Annotated in this window: 13 protein-coding genes; all 13 read right to left on the bottom strand. The window is 37.7% G+C overall.

Annotated elements, in window-relative coordinates:
• Window positions 1-1425, bottom strand: a complete 1425-nt coding sequence (gene ffh, locus JHE06_RS04905; RefSeq protein WP_201089653.1) for a signal recognition particle protein — start codon at window positions 1423-1425, stop codon at window positions 1-3.
• A 16-nt stretch (window positions 1426-1441) separates the two neighbouring features.
• Window positions 1442-1786 (bottom strand): putative DNA-binding protein, encoded by a 345-nt coding sequence (locus JHE06_RS04900; protein ID WP_058918345.1) that lies wholly within the window; start codon window positions 1784-1786, stop codon window positions 1442-1444.
• Between the two features lie 200 nt (window positions 1787-1986).
• Entirely contained in the window at window positions 1987-3600 is a 1614-nt protein-coding gene (locus JHE06_RS04895) for a PTS transporter subunit EIIC (protein WP_201089944.1), read from the bottom strand.
• A gap of 192 nt (window positions 3601-3792) precedes the next feature.
• Window positions 3793-4791: a signal recognition particle-docking protein FtsY gene (gene ftsY, locus JHE06_RS04890; RefSeq protein WP_201089651.1), complete on the bottom strand. Its 999-nt coding sequence runs from the start codon at window positions 4789-4791 to the stop codon at window positions 3793-3795.
• A gap of 32 nt (window positions 4792-4823) precedes the next feature.
• Window positions 4824-5654, bottom strand: a complete 831-nt coding sequence (gene yidA, locus JHE06_RS04885; RefSeq protein ID WP_201089648.1) for a sugar-phosphatase — start codon at window positions 5652-5654, stop codon at window positions 4824-4826.
• 56 nt (window positions 5655-5710) lie between these two features.
• Entirely contained in the window at window positions 5711-9286 is a 3576-nt protein-coding gene (smc, locus tag JHE06_RS04880; RefSeq protein WP_201089646.1) for a chromosome segregation protein SMC, read from the bottom strand.
• A gap of 73 nt (window positions 9287-9359) precedes the next feature.
• Window positions 9360-10055, bottom strand: a complete 696-nt coding sequence (gene rnc, locus JHE06_RS04875) for a ribonuclease III (protein ID WP_201089644.1) — start codon at window positions 10053-10055, stop codon at window positions 9360-9362.
• Between the two features lie 215 nt (window positions 10056-10270).
• Window positions 10271-12070 (bottom strand): oligopeptide ABC transporter substrate-binding protein, encoded by a 1800-nt coding sequence (locus tag JHE06_RS04870; protein ID WP_201089642.1) that lies wholly within the window; start codon window positions 12068-12070, stop codon window positions 10271-10273.
• Window positions 12071-12088: 18 nt separating this feature from the next.
• On the bottom strand, window positions 12089-12991 hold the full coding sequence (locus tag JHE06_RS04865) for an ABC transporter permease (RefSeq protein WP_201089640.1): 903 nt from the start codon (window positions 12989-12991) through the stop codon (window positions 12089-12091).
• 34 nt (window positions 12992-13025) lie between these two features.
• On the bottom strand, window positions 13026-13988 hold the full coding sequence (opp4B, locus tag JHE06_RS04860) for an oligopeptide ABC transporter permease (protein WP_201089638.1): 963 nt from the start codon (window positions 13986-13988) through the stop codon (window positions 13026-13028).
• Window positions 13989-13991: 3 nt separating this feature from the next.
• A complete protein-coding gene (locus JHE06_RS04855; RefSeq protein ID WP_201089636.1) occupies window positions 13992-14948 on the bottom strand; it encodes an ATP-binding cassette domain-containing protein in 957 nt (318 codons plus the stop codon).
• The gene (locus tag JHE06_RS04850; RefSeq protein WP_201089634.1) at window positions 14935-15960 is read right to left on the bottom strand and encodes an ABC transporter ATP-binding protein; all 1026 of its coding nucleotides are present in this window, start codon (window positions 15958-15960) and stop codon (window positions 14935-14937) included. The genes JHE06_RS04855 and JHE06_RS04850 overlap by 14 nt, the downstream gene beginning before the upstream one ends.
• A gap of 203 nt (window positions 15961-16163) precedes the next feature.
• Window positions 16164-16406 carry an acyl carrier protein gene (locus JHE06_RS04845; protein WP_058918340.1) on the bottom strand — a complete coding sequence of 81 codons (243 nt, stop codon included), beginning with the start codon at window positions 16404-16406 and terminating at the stop codon, window positions 16164-16166.
• Window positions 16407-16432 lie beyond the last annotated feature (26 nt).

Below are 16432 nucleotides of genomic sequence, written 5' to 3'. Positions count from 1 at the left end.
TTACCGTTTCTTTTTATTTTTTTTCTTAACTTTTTTCTTGTTTTTACGAACCATTGAGTTCATAGCCATTTTGCCTATTTTGCCTTTAACGCCTTGGCCAAACATGCCGTCCATACCATCAAAGTTGCCTTTAGACATTTTGCTCATCATTTTTTTAGACTCGTTAAATTGCTTGATCATACGATTGACTTCAGCGATTGGTCGTCCAGATCCCCGTGCGATACGTCTTCTTCTGCTTTGTGATAAAAGATCAGGGTTTTCCCGTTCTTTCGGAGTCATAGATAAAACAATAGCTTTCATACGAGCCATATCTTTAGGATCCAATTGCAAGTTCTCAAGCCCCGGTGCGTTGCTCATACCTGGAATCATTTTAAGGATATCTTCTAAAGGACCCATATTGCTGACTTGATCCATCTGTTCAATAAAGTCATTAAAATCAAAACTATTTTCTTTAATTTTTTTAGCCATTTCTTCCGTTTTCTTCTCATCGAAGTCTTCTTGAGCTTTCTCGATTAAAGACAGCATATCTCCCATGCCCAGAATACGATTAGCCATTCGGTCTGGATAAAACGGCTCTAGGGCATCTAATTTTTCCCCTTGACCAACAAATTTTATTGGCTTACCGGTCACTGAACGAATAGAAAGAGCTGCACCACCACGAGTGTCCCCGTCTAATTTCGTCAGTATAACACCCGTGATATCTAGTTGTTCATTAAAGGATGCCGCTACATTGGCAGCTTCTTGTCCTGTCATAGCATCAACGACTAAGAAAATTTCCGTTGGATTGGCTACTGATTTGATGTCTGATAATTCTGCCATTAACGTTTCATCAATTTGCAGACGCCCTGCTGTATCAATGATAACAAAATCACGGTGTTCATCTTTAGCTTTTTGAATTCCTTGTTTAGCAATTTCTACTGGGCTGACTTGATCTCCCATAGAAAAGACCGGAATATCTAGTTGTTCGCCTAATGTTTCTAATTGTTGAATAGCAGCTGGTCGATAAATATCGGCCGCTATCATCATTGGTCTTTTATTTTGTGTTTTTCTTAAATGATTTGCTAATTTTCCAGCGGTTGTCGTTTTCCCTGCCCCTTGCAGACCTACCATCATCACAACTGTCGGAGCTTTTGGCGCCATTTGGATGGTACTTTGTTCGCCACCCATTAATTCTGTCAACTCTTCGCTAACGATTTTAATAATTTGCTGGCTTGGTGAAAGACTTTCTAGTACTTCTGCTCCCACTGCACGATCGCTAACTGTTTTCACAAAATCTTTTACTACTTTAAAGTTAACATCCGCTTCTAACAAAGCCAGACGCACTTCGCGCATCATTTCTTTTACATCAGTTTCTGATACCTTCCCCTTGCGACGCATTTTTGCCATCGCATTTTGGAGACGTTCGGATAAACCTTCAAATGCCATTCAATTCACCATTCCTTTATTCATCATCTGTATCTTTTTTTAACCTTCGGACAAAACCTTGCAATGTTTCATCTTTAGGGTAGTGATCTTTTATATAAAGCGAAAGCTCGTTAATGGTTTTTTCTGACTGATTAAAATTATCTAACAGGTGCAGCTTCCGCTCATATTCCATTAGAATCTGCTCTGTTCGTCGAATATTATCATAAATTGCTTGACGACTCACGTCAAAATCTTCCGCTATTTCGCCTAGTGAATAATCATCAGCAAAATACAAAAGCATATAACTTCTCTGTTTTTCAGTCAATAAAGAGCCATAAAAATCGAATAATGCATTCATACGATTCGTTCGTTCTATTTCCACATTATCCCTTCTTTCTGTTCTGAACCATTGTCAAGTGATTTTCGTTTACACACTACTTAAGCGTACTCATTATCCCTTGAATAGTCAATAGGTTTAAGTTGTTTTCTCATGATTTTCAATCATTCTCTCTTTTGTCTCTTTAACGTGCAAAAAAGGAAAAAAGACCCTTTAAAAAGGCCTTCTTTCCTTCAAACAATTGCTTATTTTTTAAGATACTCATCTATATTCGATTTAATATTAGACACTTTAGGTCCATAGATAACTTGAGCGTTGTTTCCTTTAACCACTACACCAGCAGCACCAGTTGCTTTCAATTGGTTCTGATTGACCAATTCACCATTTTTAATGGTTACTCTCAAACGAGTTGCACAGTTGTCTACTTCGATTAAATTATCTTCGCCGCCTAATCCTTCAATGATATCAAAAGATAAACGGTCTTCAGGGGAATCAACAGATGTTGCTTGATCTCCTTTTTCACCAGCTTTTTTAGCTTGGTAATCAGCTTTTGTATATAGTTTTGATTCAACAACTTCATCTTCACGACCCGGTGTTTTTAAGTCGAATTTCAAAATAAAGAAGCGGAACACACTATAATAAACAACTGCGTAGACAATTCCGACTATCACTACTGGAATCCAGTTTGTAAGTCCTTGTCCTGGTAAAATACCGTATAAAACAAAGTCAAGCAACCCTCCAGAGAATGTTAAACCGACTCCGACTTGCAAGAAATGCATTAAAACAAATGAAAATGCCGCTAGTACACAGTGGACTCCAAAGTATAGAAATGGAGAAGCAAATAAGAATGAAAATTCAAGCGGTTCAGTGATTCCTGTGAAAATAGATGTAAGAGAAGAAGACATCATCAACCCTTTGACATCACCTTTACGTTCAGGTTTCGCTGATTTGTACATAGCGAAAGCTGCAGCTGGGAAACCAAAAATCATGAACGGGAACATACCTGAGAAGAATTTAGCAGCTTCTGGATCAACAACTTCACCAGCAGCTAATTGAGCAAAAATAATGTTTTGTGCTCCTTCAACCAATTGTCCTCCAACTTCTGCAGTTCCGCCAAGTGCTGTTTGCCAAAATGGCAAGTAAAAGACATGATGCAATCCAAGAGGAATCAAAGCTCGGTAAACAAAACCGTAAATAAAGGTTCCGATATACCCTAAATCTGCTACTAATGAACCCAACCATGCGATTCCTGAAGCAGCGTATGGCCAAGCAACAGCTAAAATCATTCCAACGATAACCGCTGCAAAAGCAGAAACGATTGGTATGAAACGCGTTCCACTAAAGAATGACAGAGCATCTGGTAAAACGATCTTATAATACCGGTTGTGTAAGAACGCTACGATAGATCCAATAATGATACCACCAAAAACTCCTGTGTTCATCGTGTTTTCGAAACCTAGCGTACTACTGATCAAACCAGGGATAGCTTGCAGCTCTTCTAAGTTGCCAAAGTTTGCAATGGTGCTCGTCAAAGATGCATACATCATCAAATACGCTACTCCGGCAGATAAAGCAGCAACTTCTTTAGCCGCTTTAGCCATACCAAGTGCTACTGCGATAGCAAAAAGCAACGGCAAGTTATTAAAGATAACTTCTCCGCAATCTTTCAAAACAGTCAGTAGTTTGTAAAGGAACGTTCCATCCCCTAAAATACCTTCTAAATTATATAACTCAACAAATGATGCTCCAGTAAAAGATGCTCCAATTCCTAACATCAACCCTGCAACAGGCAACAAAGCAATTGGTAACATAAACGTCTTGCCTAGTTTTTGCAGTGTTTCAAAAACTTTATCTTTCAACATATTTCCTCCTCAATAATTTTGTTGCTTTAATAATGAAAATAAGTGCTTGCATTTCCAAAAAAGTCCAACCAAAAAGCTTCTACTCTCTAAAAATCAACCATTAGAGGGCAGAAACTTTTGGAAACGCAATTTAAATAATACCACATTTTATAAAGGAAAGCCACTGATAGAATAGTCTTTTGGCTTCATTTATAATGATTTTTGAATTAATTCGCTAAACAAACCATAAATGTATTCATTTGGATCAAATTCTTGCAAGTCATCTACACTTTCACCTAACCCCACAAATTTGACAGGAATATCCAATTCTTTTCGAATCGCTAAAACGATCCCACCTTTAGCTGTTCCATCTAGCTTGGTTAAAACTAGCCCAGTAACGTTCGTTGTTTGCTTAAATTGCTTAGCCTGTACCATTGCATTTTGGCCGGTGGTAGCATCTAAAACCAGTAAGACTTCTTGAGGCCCGCCGGGTACTTCTTTTTCGATGATTCGTTTCATTTTTTCTAATTCATTCATCAAGTTTACTTTATTTTGCAAACGTCCAGCAGTGTCTACCAATAATACATCTGCTCCTTGCTGCTTAGCTTGGCGTATGGCATCAAATACAACCGCTGCTGGATCGCCACCTGCTTTGCCTGTAACCACATCTGTTCCTACGCGTTCACCCCATACTACAAGCTGTTCGATTGCCCCAGCCCGAAAAGTATCACCAGCAGCTAATACGACTTTCTTATTCTCTTTTTGATAAAGATGCGCCATTTTCCCAATAGTCGTTGTTTTACCGACACCATTTACGCCGACGACTAAAATAACAGTTAGACCATCGTTATTCAAATGAATCGTCGGTTTTTCTGTATTGTCTTTTTCATAAATTTCGACCATTTTTTCAATGATGGCTTGCTGAACTTCACCTTCAGATTTAGCATTTTTAAATTTTACTTCTTGGCGTAAAGCGTCACTGATTTCCATTGTCGCTTCGTACCCCACATCTGCTCCAATCAGAATTTCTTCTAAATCTTCAAAAAAATCTTCATCTACTGTTCTGAAATTGGCAAATAGTTCGTTCATTCGTTGCGAAAATGATTTTCGTGTTTTTTCCAGACCTTTTTCATATTTCTCAGTGACCTCAGTCTGTTCAATCTGCTCTTCGCCTGTAAAAGCTCGTTTTATTTTATCAAACAATCCCATTCTATTTCCCCCGTTCCCTGCTTTTGATACGACTATTTGCTCATGCTGTCTACCTTTTGTAAAACAAATTTATTGATTGCATGTGCGACGCCGTGTTCATCATTATTTTTAGTGATAAATTGAGCGGATTCTTTGATTTCGGCCGTTGCATTTTCCATCGCAACACCGAGCCCAGCAAATTCGATCATCGCATGATCGTTAGCTTCATCTCCTAACGCCATCACTTCATCTGCTTTAATGCCTAGCAAATCACACAGTATTGCGATGCCTTTTCCTTTATCGACTTCCTTATGCATCATTTCCAATAGAATCGGTCTGGATTTCATGATTGTATACTTTTCAAAAAAGGCTTCTGGGATTTTATCGATAGCTTCATCTAGTTCTTGTTGTTCATAACAAAAAACCACTTTATTGATCGCTGCATCTTCAGCTAATTCATCCATCATAACGGGTACGTATGGTAAGGCATTCATGACCGTTGGATAAAGTGAATCCCGATTCTTAGGGTATGGAGGCTCATAGATTTGTTCTAAATCTATGAAATTACACGGTACATTGATGGCTTGGCTTAACCGATACAATTCTTGGACCTCTACTTGTGTGAGTGTTTTTTGAGATACTATTTCGCCTGTATTTGTTTTTTGAACCAATCCGCCATTATATGTGATCCCGTAATCTCCGATTTCCCGTAGATTCAACTCTTCTAAATAATGAACCATTCCTAAAAGAGGCCTTCCTGTGCATAAAACGACTTTGACACCTAATTCTTTGGCTTTCTTTATGGCAGACTTGTTCTCATCTGAAATGGTACGGTCTTTGGTTAATAATGTTCCATCTAAATCAATGGCAATTAATTTAATCATTTAATGAGCTCCTAATCTATCTATTTAGTAACCTTATTTTATTCGTCCTGCCTTAACTATCCTAAAGGCAAATGTTCTTTTGTTTCAGCTTCTTCCAAACGTACCGACACAATTTTAGAAACACCAGACTCCTGCATCGTTACGCCATATAAAACATTGGCTTCTTCCATCGTTCCTTTACGGTGAGTAATTACAATAAACTGTGTATCGCCTTCAAATCTTCTCAAATACCGTCCAAACCGAACGACATTCGCTTCATCAAGTGCCGCTTCAACCTCATCCAAAATACAAAATGGTACGGGCCTGACTTGAATAATCGAAAATAGTAAAGCAATAGCTGTAAATGCTCGTTCTCCCCCAGACAGTAAACTTAACTGTTGTAATTTTTTTCCAGGAGGCTGTGCAACGATTTCAATTCCAGTCGTCAACAAATTCATTGGATCCGTCAACTGCAGCTCAGCAGTTCCTCCCCCAAACATTTGCGGGAAAACCACACTAAATCGCGCACGAATCGCTTCAAAAGATTCGGAAAAACGCCGTTTAACCTCTTCATCCATTTCATCCATTGTTTCATATAGACTACTTTTAGCTTCAAGCAAGTCATCTCTTTGTTCGACTAAAAATAAATACCGTTCATTTACACGTTCAAACTCTTCAATCGCTCCCACATTGACATTGCCTAGTTCTTCGATACTTTGTTTTAATAATTTTACTTTATGGGCTGCTTCTTCCATGGATATCACAAGCGTATGTTCTGATTTTGCTGCTTCAAAGCTCAAGTGGTACTCTTCATTCAAATAAGTCAATCGGCTTTCAATAGCCACCTCATCTCGATTTAAAGCCACTTCCTCCTTGGTGATCTGCTCCATAACGTATTGCTGTTGATTCTGTTTGAGACTCATTTCTTGTTCTAATTGTTCCAAATCAGTTTCCAATTCTGTGCGCTGATTTTGATGGACGGCTAACGAATGGTCTAAACTGTCTTTTTGTTTTTTTAATTTCGATAATGTTTCCATTATCTCTTTTTGAGACAACTGATGGCTTCCATCTGTTTGAGACATTTGTTGAATCGCTAACTGCAATTTATTTAATTCTTGGTTTTCAATCTCTAATTGGCTTTTGAGTGCAAGCTGCTCTTTTTTCAAGTTAGCAACTTGTTCTTTAATGGTTGCTAACTGGGTCATCAGCCATTGCACTTTCTCACTGGCCTCAGCCTGTAAGGCTGCTCTTTCTTCATTTTGTGAGGAAGCTAGCTCAATTTGATGATTGATTTGTTCCATTTCCGTTTGAATCGCTGCTAACTCAAGAGTTATCGCAGCTGTTCGTTGTTCGTATTGTTCTGTTTCTGCTTTAGCTTCCTCTGATTCAAATTGATATGCTTTTAATTCTCTTTGTAAACGGGATAACTTTTCTTCGTTTATTTCAGCTTGGTTTTTAAGCTCTTGTTCTTTTAGACGTTGTTGTTCTCCGGTTTCTCTGAGACCTTCCAAATTTTGTTGTGCTTGTTTAAGCACTTGTTTAAAGCCGCGCACTTCAATTTCTTTATCGGTTAACGTTTTTTCCATTTGACTGATTTGTTTTGTTAACAATTCCAATTCATTTTTACTCGAAAAGAGACTGCCTTGATTGCCTTTTTTACTTGCTCCGCCAGTCATTGACCCTCCTGCATTGATAACATCTCCTTCGAGCGTTACCACACGATATTTAAATTGAAGAGTCTTAGCAAGATCATTAGCTGTTTGCAAATCTTTTGCCAAAATGGTGGTGCCTAATATATTTTGAATGATATGAGAAATCTCTGCTGGATATTGAACCATTTCGCTGGCGATTCCCATAAACCCTTCGTGCTGTTTTGCCTGGTTTTCAACTGTAACCGGCAATTGACGTGGTTTAATGGTGGTTAACGGCAAAAAAGTTGCTCGGCCAAAACGTTTCTGTTTTAAATATTGAATCGCTTTACGTCCGCTTAGTTCATCTTTCACAATAACGTTTTGAGAAGCCGCACCTAAAGCAATATCGATCGCCATTTCAAATGTTTTTGGAACTACGATCAATTCAGCTACAGCACCGATGATACCGCCGATCTGTACTCTTTGTTTCAATACTTCTTTAACACCTTGATAGAATCCCGCATAGTCATCCCTTAATTCTTGCAAACTTTCTTTTTTAGCTTTAGCTTGCTGAACGACTCGCAAAGCATCGTACATCATTTGTTCTTTTTGTTCTAAGGCTGTCCGTTTTTCTTGGATAGTGATTTGTTGTTCTTGATAATGCAACAATTTCTGCGCAATTTCTTGTTGAATTTGTGCCACATCTCCTGTTGATGATTCCAATTGCTTAGACACTTGCTGAAACTCAGCTTCCAATGTAGCTGTCAACGCTTTAGATTTCAACGTCTTTTGAGCTACTTGGTTGTACGTCTTTTCCAAATAACTTTGTTCATTTCTTAAACTTGTTTTTTGCTGCATCAAATCAACATATTGATTACGCAGCTGTTCAATCGTTTCTTTACTGTTAGCAGAAAACATCATCCGTTCTTTTTCTGCTGTTTCCAGTTCGGTTCTCAACTCTTTTTGCTGATTGATTTTTTTATCCAGCAAAACTTTTAGTTGCTGCAACTGTTCTTCTAATTTTTCAATTTTAATTAACGCCTGTTGTTTAGACGTTTCATAGTGATCCCGGTTTTCTTGCGTGTGTTTTGAGCGTTCATTTAGAACTTGTTTTTGTCCTTCTAATTGTTCGTATTGTTGAATGGTTTTTACTAATTGCTGCTGCTCACTATCAAGGATCTCTGTTAATTGTTGTTTTTGAAGCTTCATTTTTTTTGATTTTTTTTCTAATTCAGCATAAGTTGTTTTCTTTTCAGATAACTGCTCATAAAATGCTGTTAATTTAGATTTATGAGTAGTCCATTGGTCTTTTAATTGTTCAATTTCAACGGCTGTTAATGCGATTTCTACATCACTTAACTGTTCTTTTTGCATCAAGTAATCTTTTGCTATACTGCTTTGCATTTGCAGCGGTTCGATTTGCCCATCCAATTCATAAACAATATCTTGAATCCGATTCAAGTTATCTTCCGTCTCCACTAATTTTTGTTCAGCTTTTTTCTTACGCGTTTTATATTTAAAAACTCCAGCTGCTTCTTCAAAAATTGCTCTGCGGTCTTCTGGTTTGCTGTTGAAAATGGCTTCCACTTTGCCTTGCGATATGATTGAAAATGACTCTTTGCCCAACCCTGAATCCATAAATAAATCAACGATATCTTTCAAACGGCAAGCCTGTTTATTCAGATAAAATTCACTATCGCCATTTCGATGCAATCGCCTCGTGATATTGATTTCACTAAAATCCAAGGGTAGGAAATGATCTTCATTCTCTAGTACTAATGTCACTTCAGCCACATTCAATGGTTTTCTAGTTTCCGAACCAGCAAAAATGATGTCATTCATCTTCCCGCCTCGCAAGCTTTTAGCTGACTGTTCCCCTAAAACCCAACGAATAGCTTCAGTAATGTTGCTTTTTCCGCTGCCGTTTGGTCCCACAACTGCTGTGACCCCTTCGTGAAATTCAATCGTTGTTTTTTCAGCAAACGACTTGAAACCAGCGATTTCGATTCTTTTTAACTGCACAACTAACTGGCCCCTTCCCTAAACATTCAATGATCGAGAATAAGTTATGTGCCTAGGCTTATTCTCGATCATTTTATTTGTCTTGTAAAATCAACAAAGCATTTTCTGCAGCTACTTGTTCTGCCGCTTTTTTTGTTTTTCCTTGCCCTTGTCCCAGAGCCTGTCCTTCTGCACTCACTTCAACAACAAACACCTTTTGGTGGGCCGGCCCAATTTCTTCCACTAGATGGTAATCAATTGAGATTTCTCCTTTTTGTTGCAAATACTCTTGTAAATTTGTTTTATGATCCATCACATGTGAAAAAGCACCGGATTGAATTCTAGGAAAAATAGTTTGTTCTAAAAAGTGCAACACACTATCAATTCCTTGATCTAAATACAAAGCTCCAATAAAAGACTCAAATAAATCACAAAGCAGAGCAGGTCTTTTACGGCCATCCATGCGTTCTTCGCCTTTTCCTAAACGAATGTAATCATCAAAACTACATTCTTTGGCAAATTGGCTCAAACTCGCTTCACATACGATGGTTGCGCGTAATTTAGTCAGTTTTCCTTCAGGAAGTTTTGGAAAATGTTCAAATAAATACCTTGAAATAATTAATTCCAAAACTGCGTCTCCCAAAAATTCAATTCGTTCATTGTCTTTTAATTGTTGATCCCTGTGCTCATTCACATATGATGAATGCGTGAATGCTTCTTCTAAATAAGCAGTATTTTGAAATGTGATGCCAAACTTTTTTTTAATCATTTTTAAAAATACTTCATCCATTTGTTTTTCTCCTCTCGATTAGAGTTCTCCAATCTTATCTATTATACTGTGTTTTAGAACAAAAATAAATAGTTTCGCTGTTTCCTTGCTTTAATAATCACTTTTCATGGTGTTTAACAACAAATAGCAGCGTTTACCACCTTTTAAAAAACAAAAAAAGCAAGAAGGTTTAAATAGAAAACCTTCTTGCTTTTCACCTAGTCTGTTGACGATTACTATTTTTTAAGCGGCGCATCTGCTGTTACACCGATCGTATTCCAGCCGAAGTTACTGCCGTACGTCCAATCGTAATTTTTGACTCGGTTATTGACTGGTAAAATCTCATTTCGGAAAAGTGTTGGGATGACTGGAGCTTCATCAGAAATAAACTCTTGCCATTTGTGGAAAGCATCTACTTTATAGTCAAGATCCCAAGCATCTTCTGATTCAATTGCCGCCAATAATTCATCGTGTTCTTCAGTCGCATAACGTGCCAAGTTAAATTCAGCTGTTCTGCCATATAACCCAGATGGTGTCGGATCAGTACCGGTTCCCCAAGCTGCTTGATAGATATCAATCTCTTTATCATCAGCTTGGACTCGGTCATAGAAACTGTTAAATTCAAGCAATCTTCCATCCGTTAACTCAACGTCTAATCCAATTTGTTGCCATGATTGCATGTAATATTCTGCTAACGGTTCTGCTATTTCGCCACCGGCCATTGAAGCAAAATTGATCGTTAGTTTTTCGCCCTCTGGGTCTTCACGGATATCATCGCCATCTACATCTTTATAGCCGGCATCATCTAATAATTTATTGGCTTTATCCGTATCGTATGTGTACCCTTCCAAATCAGCATCATGAACATCGGCGAAAACCGGTGGAATCAATGAATTGGCTCCTGAACGAAGTCCAGAATAAAATTTTTGTCCGACTGCATCATTATCCAATGCATATGCCATTGCCTGACGCAGGCTCTTATTAGCCATTTTTGCATCAGGATCTGGAATGACTTCGCCTTTTTCGCTGTCCCAAGCCCCTAATTTAAACCCGACATACGTATACGATAATTCTTCTCGGCCAAGCAAGGTATACCCTGCCAAGTCTTTATAAGAATCATACGTATCTGTTGGCATGCTCAATGCTAAATCATATTTGCCGGACTCTAAAGAAGCGACAATGCTGCTTGCCGGAACTACCTCAACGATAACATTGTCTAACTGAGGTTTTCCTTTGTAATAATGCTCATTAGCTGAGTATTCAACAGATTCGCCCGGTACAATATTCTCTACTTTAAATGGACCAAAACCAATCGGATTTTCACGGATCTCTGGAGAAGAAACTAAATCAGCGATCGCAACGTCTTTCAATTGGTGTTTCGGCATTGCTGATGACCAGATACCGCCTCCTGCTTGTAAAATGGTCGGTGAAACTGTTAAGTATTCGACTTTGATCGTTTGATCATCTTCGACTGTAATTCCGGAAATAGTCTCTGTTTCACCATTATGGTATTCTTCCATTCCAACAATATTTGTAAACGTGCTGTCATAACGAATTCCAGTATAATCTTTGTTTCCGATAACTTCATAAGAATACAACATATCTTCTGCAGTAACCGGTTCTCCATCAGACCAAGTGACACCATCTTTTAGTGTGATCGTTGCCGTTTTGGCATCTTGATCAAAATCTAAAGTAGCTGCACCGTCATTAGAGATCATAAAATTGTCATCGGTAGAAAAAAGTGATTCCAAAGCAAATTCCATTAAATTAGCATCGTAATTATCTTCATAGAGTTCTTGACTAAAAATCCCTTGGAATGGAGAATCGGTTACTAACGCAACTTGTAGTGTACCTCCATCAATGACATCCCCTTCATTTTCAACAACCGTTTCAAAATCAATCGCTTTTGTTTCCCCACTTTCTTTAGATATTTCCGCAGCTGATTTATCTGTATTCGTATCTGTTCCTCCGCAAGCTGCCAAAATCAAAGCTAATGCTGCAGTTCCTGTTAATAATCCATATTTTTTCTTATTCATTTTCATTCTCCTCTTCTCTTATCCTAAGCGTTGTTTAGAGTCTGCCGCACGTTTTAAAGCCTGGCCGACATAATTGATACAGAGCATCAATACCAATATCAGAATGGATGCCGGTAACCAAACCCATATTTTATTTTCTAAAATATCAGGAGAGGTAGCATAACTGACTAATGTTCCTAAACTTGGTGTAGATGACGGCAATCCGAACCCTAAGAACGTTAAACCCGTTTCAATACCAATATTAGCCGCAAAGTTCAATGTGAGGTTCACAATAATAACAGAGCTTAAATTTGGCAATATTTCACGAAACATAATATTCACTGAGCTGGTCCCCATCGTTTTTGAAGCACTAACATAATCTCTTTTGGATTCTGATAAAGCTTTACTGCGAATCAACCTAGCTTCGCCGACCCAATAGAATAAACTCATAATGCCGATAAAAGAATAAACATTGTAGTTGGTTATGATGGTAATAAAAACAATGATGATCATCTGTGTCGGCAAAACCATAATAAAATCAATGATTCGCATTAAAATATTGTCTACCAGACCGCCATAGTATCCAGCAATTACCCCAACTGCGATACCGACAGTACACGTAATCAAGGTAATGCTAAAACCAATTAAAATAGAGTTTTTAGCTCCAATAATCAATTGACCATAAATGTCTCGACCACCTTGATCTGCCCCTAATAAAAACTTACTGCTAGGCGGAGCGTACTGGTCCAGTAAGCTGACAAACATAACTTTATCCTGATCAATAAACAATGATCCGATAAAAACATACAGTAGCAATCCAACTAATATCACACTTGCAGTTATAGCGCCTTTATCTTTTAAAAACTCTCTTACAATAACTTTGTATCCCGTTGGCGGAGTACTGACTGTTTCTGATATAAGTTCCGCGTTCATATTTTCCATGGTTTTACTCCTTTCTCTAAAGCTTGATAACCGCTCATTGGATCCTGATACGTGGATCGACCATGCTCATAATAATATCTGAAAGCAGTGTCCCCACTAAAGTTGCTATTCCAAAAAGCAAGACTAAGGCTGTAATCACACTATAATCACGCGATTGGATAGAACTGATAAAAAGCTGCCCCATTCCGGGATAAGCAAAAATTTGTTCTATAAAAATAGAACCGCCAATCAACCCGGTAATCTGGTAACCCATCGTTGAAGCAATCGGCAATGCTGAGTTTCTAAATATATGCCGGTTAAAAACGATTTTTTCGGGAACACCTTTAGATTTAGCAGTCTTCACATAATCTTGCGTCTTTGCATCAATCACTTCGCTTCTTAAGTATTGAATCGTACTCGTTGTTGCTAACAATGCATAAGTAATTGCGGGCAAAATCAGATGATACAACCGATTTAACACATAACTTAAACTCCCTGAACGCAACTGTACGTCAACCGATCCGCTTGTAGGAAACCATTCCAATATGTAACCGAAAAACCATAAAACTAATAAAGCTAAGACAAAAGTAGGTACAGCAAAACTTAAATAACTATAAGTAGTAATGGTTTTATCTAAGAATGAATTATGATAACGCCCTGCTAACATGCCAAGCGGCAATGCGATCAAATAACTTAGAATCAATGAGAAAAAAGATAAGATAATCGTATTCCCAGCTCGTTGGCCAATTAATTTAGCCACAGGTATTTTAAACGTATAACTTTTTCCAAAGTCTCCTTGGAAAGCATTTTCTAACCAGTGAACATATTGAACTGGCCAAGGATCGTTCAATCCAGCCTCTTCACGCAGCCGCTCAATAACTGCCGGATCTGTTTCAGGTGTGATCAATCCTGTAAATGGATCTCCCGGCATAAATTGTGCTAGTAAAAAAATCAAGATGCTTAAAACAAATAATTGTGGAATCATCACCAAGAAACGTTTAAAAATTGTCTTCCACATGACTTAATCTCCTCCTTTTCCATTGGGTCCTAAAGCAACCAAATGTGTTTCTGTCAGAGGTTCTAAATCATATACGCGTTTCTTCTCATCGTAATAGTGTTCCTCTGAATTTTTGTATTCTTGTTCGATCCGTTTCCTATTCCTTTTGTGCTGTTCGCGTCCTTTAGGGTCTATCTCCGGAATGGCAGATAACAGTCGTTTAGTATAAATATGTTGCGGATTTGTATAAATTTCTTGTTTCTTACCTTTCTCAACAAATCGGCCTTTATGCATAATGGCTATATCATCAGACATATGTTTTACGACACCCAAGTCATGAGATATAAATAAATAACTGATTTCGTATTCTTGCTGAATATTTTTCATGAAATTTAAAACTTGTGCTTGAACCGATAAATCTAATGCAGAAGTCGGCTCATCAGCAATAATCAATTTAGGGTTGCAGGCAACGGCCCGAGCAACGCCTATCCGTTGTCTTTGACCACCAGAAAACTCATGAGGATACTTATATAATGCGTCTTCCGTCAGTCCGACAATATTCAATAATTCGAGGATACGTTTTTTTTCTTCTTGCGGTGTTAAATTCAAAAAATTATGAATCGGTTCTCTAATAACATCGATGATCCTTTTTTTGGGGTTAAGGCTCGACATAGAATCCTGGAAAATCATCTGAACATTCCGATTATAATCGGCGTATTTTGCCGAATTTTGACGGGCTTTATTGGTCACATCTTTTCCATTATAAAAAATACTGCCAGAAGTTATTTTTTCTAGGCCAACAATTGATTTACCGATAGTTGTTTTTCCGGAACCGGATTCTCCTACCAGACCGTATGTTTTCCCATTTTCAATTTCAAAACTGACCCCATCAACTGCCCGAACATAATCCGTGACACGGTTGAAAAATCCCGTTTGGATAGGATAATGCACAGCTAAATTTTTGATTTCAATAAACCCCATGTGTATGATCCTCTCCTTCAAAATGAAAATCTTTATAACACGTACAGCGAACAAAATGATTGGGAGCTACTTCATGAAGAACAGGATTTTTTTCATGTGCTTCTTCTTTCATCCATGGTGTTCTCAGGGCAAACCGGCAACCTCCGCGTGGCAATTTATCCAACGGAGGAACAATGCCTTGAATCACATGCAATTCTTGCTCCTCTTCCATTGAATCACTAATTTGAGGAATAGAATTCAGCAACGAACGCGTATACGGGTGTTTTGGATTTTCAAAAATTTCCTCAACTAAAGCTTCCTCAACGACTTGTCCGGCATACATAACGATCACTCGATCAGCCATTTCAGCAACAACACCCAAGTCATGTGTAATCAAAATGATACCTGTCTCGGTTTCTGCCTGTAAATCTTTTAATAAATCTAAAATCTGCGCCTGGATGGTAACATCTAAAGCCGTCGTCGGTTCATCAGCAATAATGATGGCCGGCTTGCAAGCGATTGCGATGGCAATGATGACCCGCTGACGCATTCCGCCGGATAATTCATGAGGGTATTGTTTCATCACACGTTTCGGATTTGAAATGCCCACTTGTTCCAACAATTCTAATACTCTTTGCGTTCTTTCTTTCTTGGTCATCTTAGTATGGTAGATTAGACCTTCTTCAATCTGGTTATGAATAGTCATCAGAGGGTTTAAAGCTCCTAGAGGGTCTTGAAAAATCATCCCAATGTCATTTCCTCGGATTTGATTATATAATGTTTCATTTAAGTTTAGTAAATTCAAATTTTGGTAAATAGCCTCTCCTGTAATTTGAGTATTTACTGGATTATGTAGTCCTACAATTGAAGTAGCTAATGTACTTTTGCCACAACCAGATTCTCCGACAATCGCTAAAATTTCATTTTTTTCTAGAGTTAATGAAACATCATCAACCGCATTATAATAGGTTCCTTTGATTTTAAAGCCAGTATTTAAATGATTGATTTCTAATAATGATTTTTCAAAAGACACTGTTTCTCCTCCTTTATGCTTATTCTTCTAATGAAAATAATAACTTAAAATCAATAAAATGAGATATTGATATGAATTATACATACAACCTCATTCAATTACAACCTTTTTTTAATCATATTGCAATCTTCGTTATGTAACAAAAAAAGAATCCTCGTTAAAGAAAAATACATTTCTTTAACAAGGATCCTTTTTATTTAAAGTTAGTTTAGATTAGCTTCAATGTAATCAACTGCATCTCCGACTGCAGAAATTTTTTCTGCATCATCATCAGAAATCTCAGTACCAAAAACATCTTCTAACTCCATGACGAGTTCAACGATATCTAGAGAATCTGCTCCTAAATCATCTTTAAAAGACATTTCATTCGTTACTTTTTCTTCATCTACACCAAATCGTTCTACAATTATTTTTTTGATTTTTTCGAAAGTTTCGCTTTTAGACAAACCTTTACACCTCCGTTTAATCTCAT

Source organism: Carnobacterium sp. CS13, assembly GCF_016653495.1.
GTDB lineage: Bacteria > Bacillota > Bacilli > Lactobacillales > Carnobacteriaceae > Carnobacterium_A > Carnobacterium_A antarcticum.
This window is presented reverse-complemented; position numbering and strand designations above follow the sequence as displayed.

Excerpts from the sequence above, each read along its gene's own strand:
- ffh (WP_201089653.1), bottom strand. The coding sequence starts at position 1,425 with ATGGCATTTGAAGGTTTATCCGAACGTCTCCAAAATGCGATGGCAAAA.
- ftsY (WP_201089651.1), bottom strand. The coding sequence starts at position 4,791 with ATGGGATTGTTTGATAAAATAAAACGAGCTTTTACAGGCGAAGAGCAG.
- yidA (WP_201089648.1), bottom strand. The coding sequence starts at position 5,654 with ATGATTAAATTAATTGCCATTGATTTAGATGGAACATTATTAACCAAA.
- rnc (WP_201089644.1), bottom strand. The coding sequence starts at position 10,055 with ATGGATGAAGTATTTTTAAAAATGATTAAAAAAAAGTTTGGCATCACA.
- JHE06_RS04870 (WP_201089642.1), bottom strand. The coding sequence starts at position 12,070 with ATGAATAAGAAAAAATATGGATTATTAACAGGAACTGCAGCATTAGCT.
- JHE06_RS04865 (WP_201089640.1), bottom strand. The coding sequence starts at position 12,991 with ATGGAAAATATGAACGCGGAACTTATATCAGAAACAGTCAGTACTCCG.
- opp4B (WP_201089638.1), bottom strand. The coding sequence starts at position 13,988 with ATGTGGAAGACAATTTTTAAACGTTTCTTGGTGATGATTCCACAATTA.
- JHE06_RS04855 (WP_201089636.1), bottom strand. The coding sequence starts at position 14,948 with ATGGGGTTTATTGAAATCAAAAATTTAGCTGTGCATTATCCTATCCAA.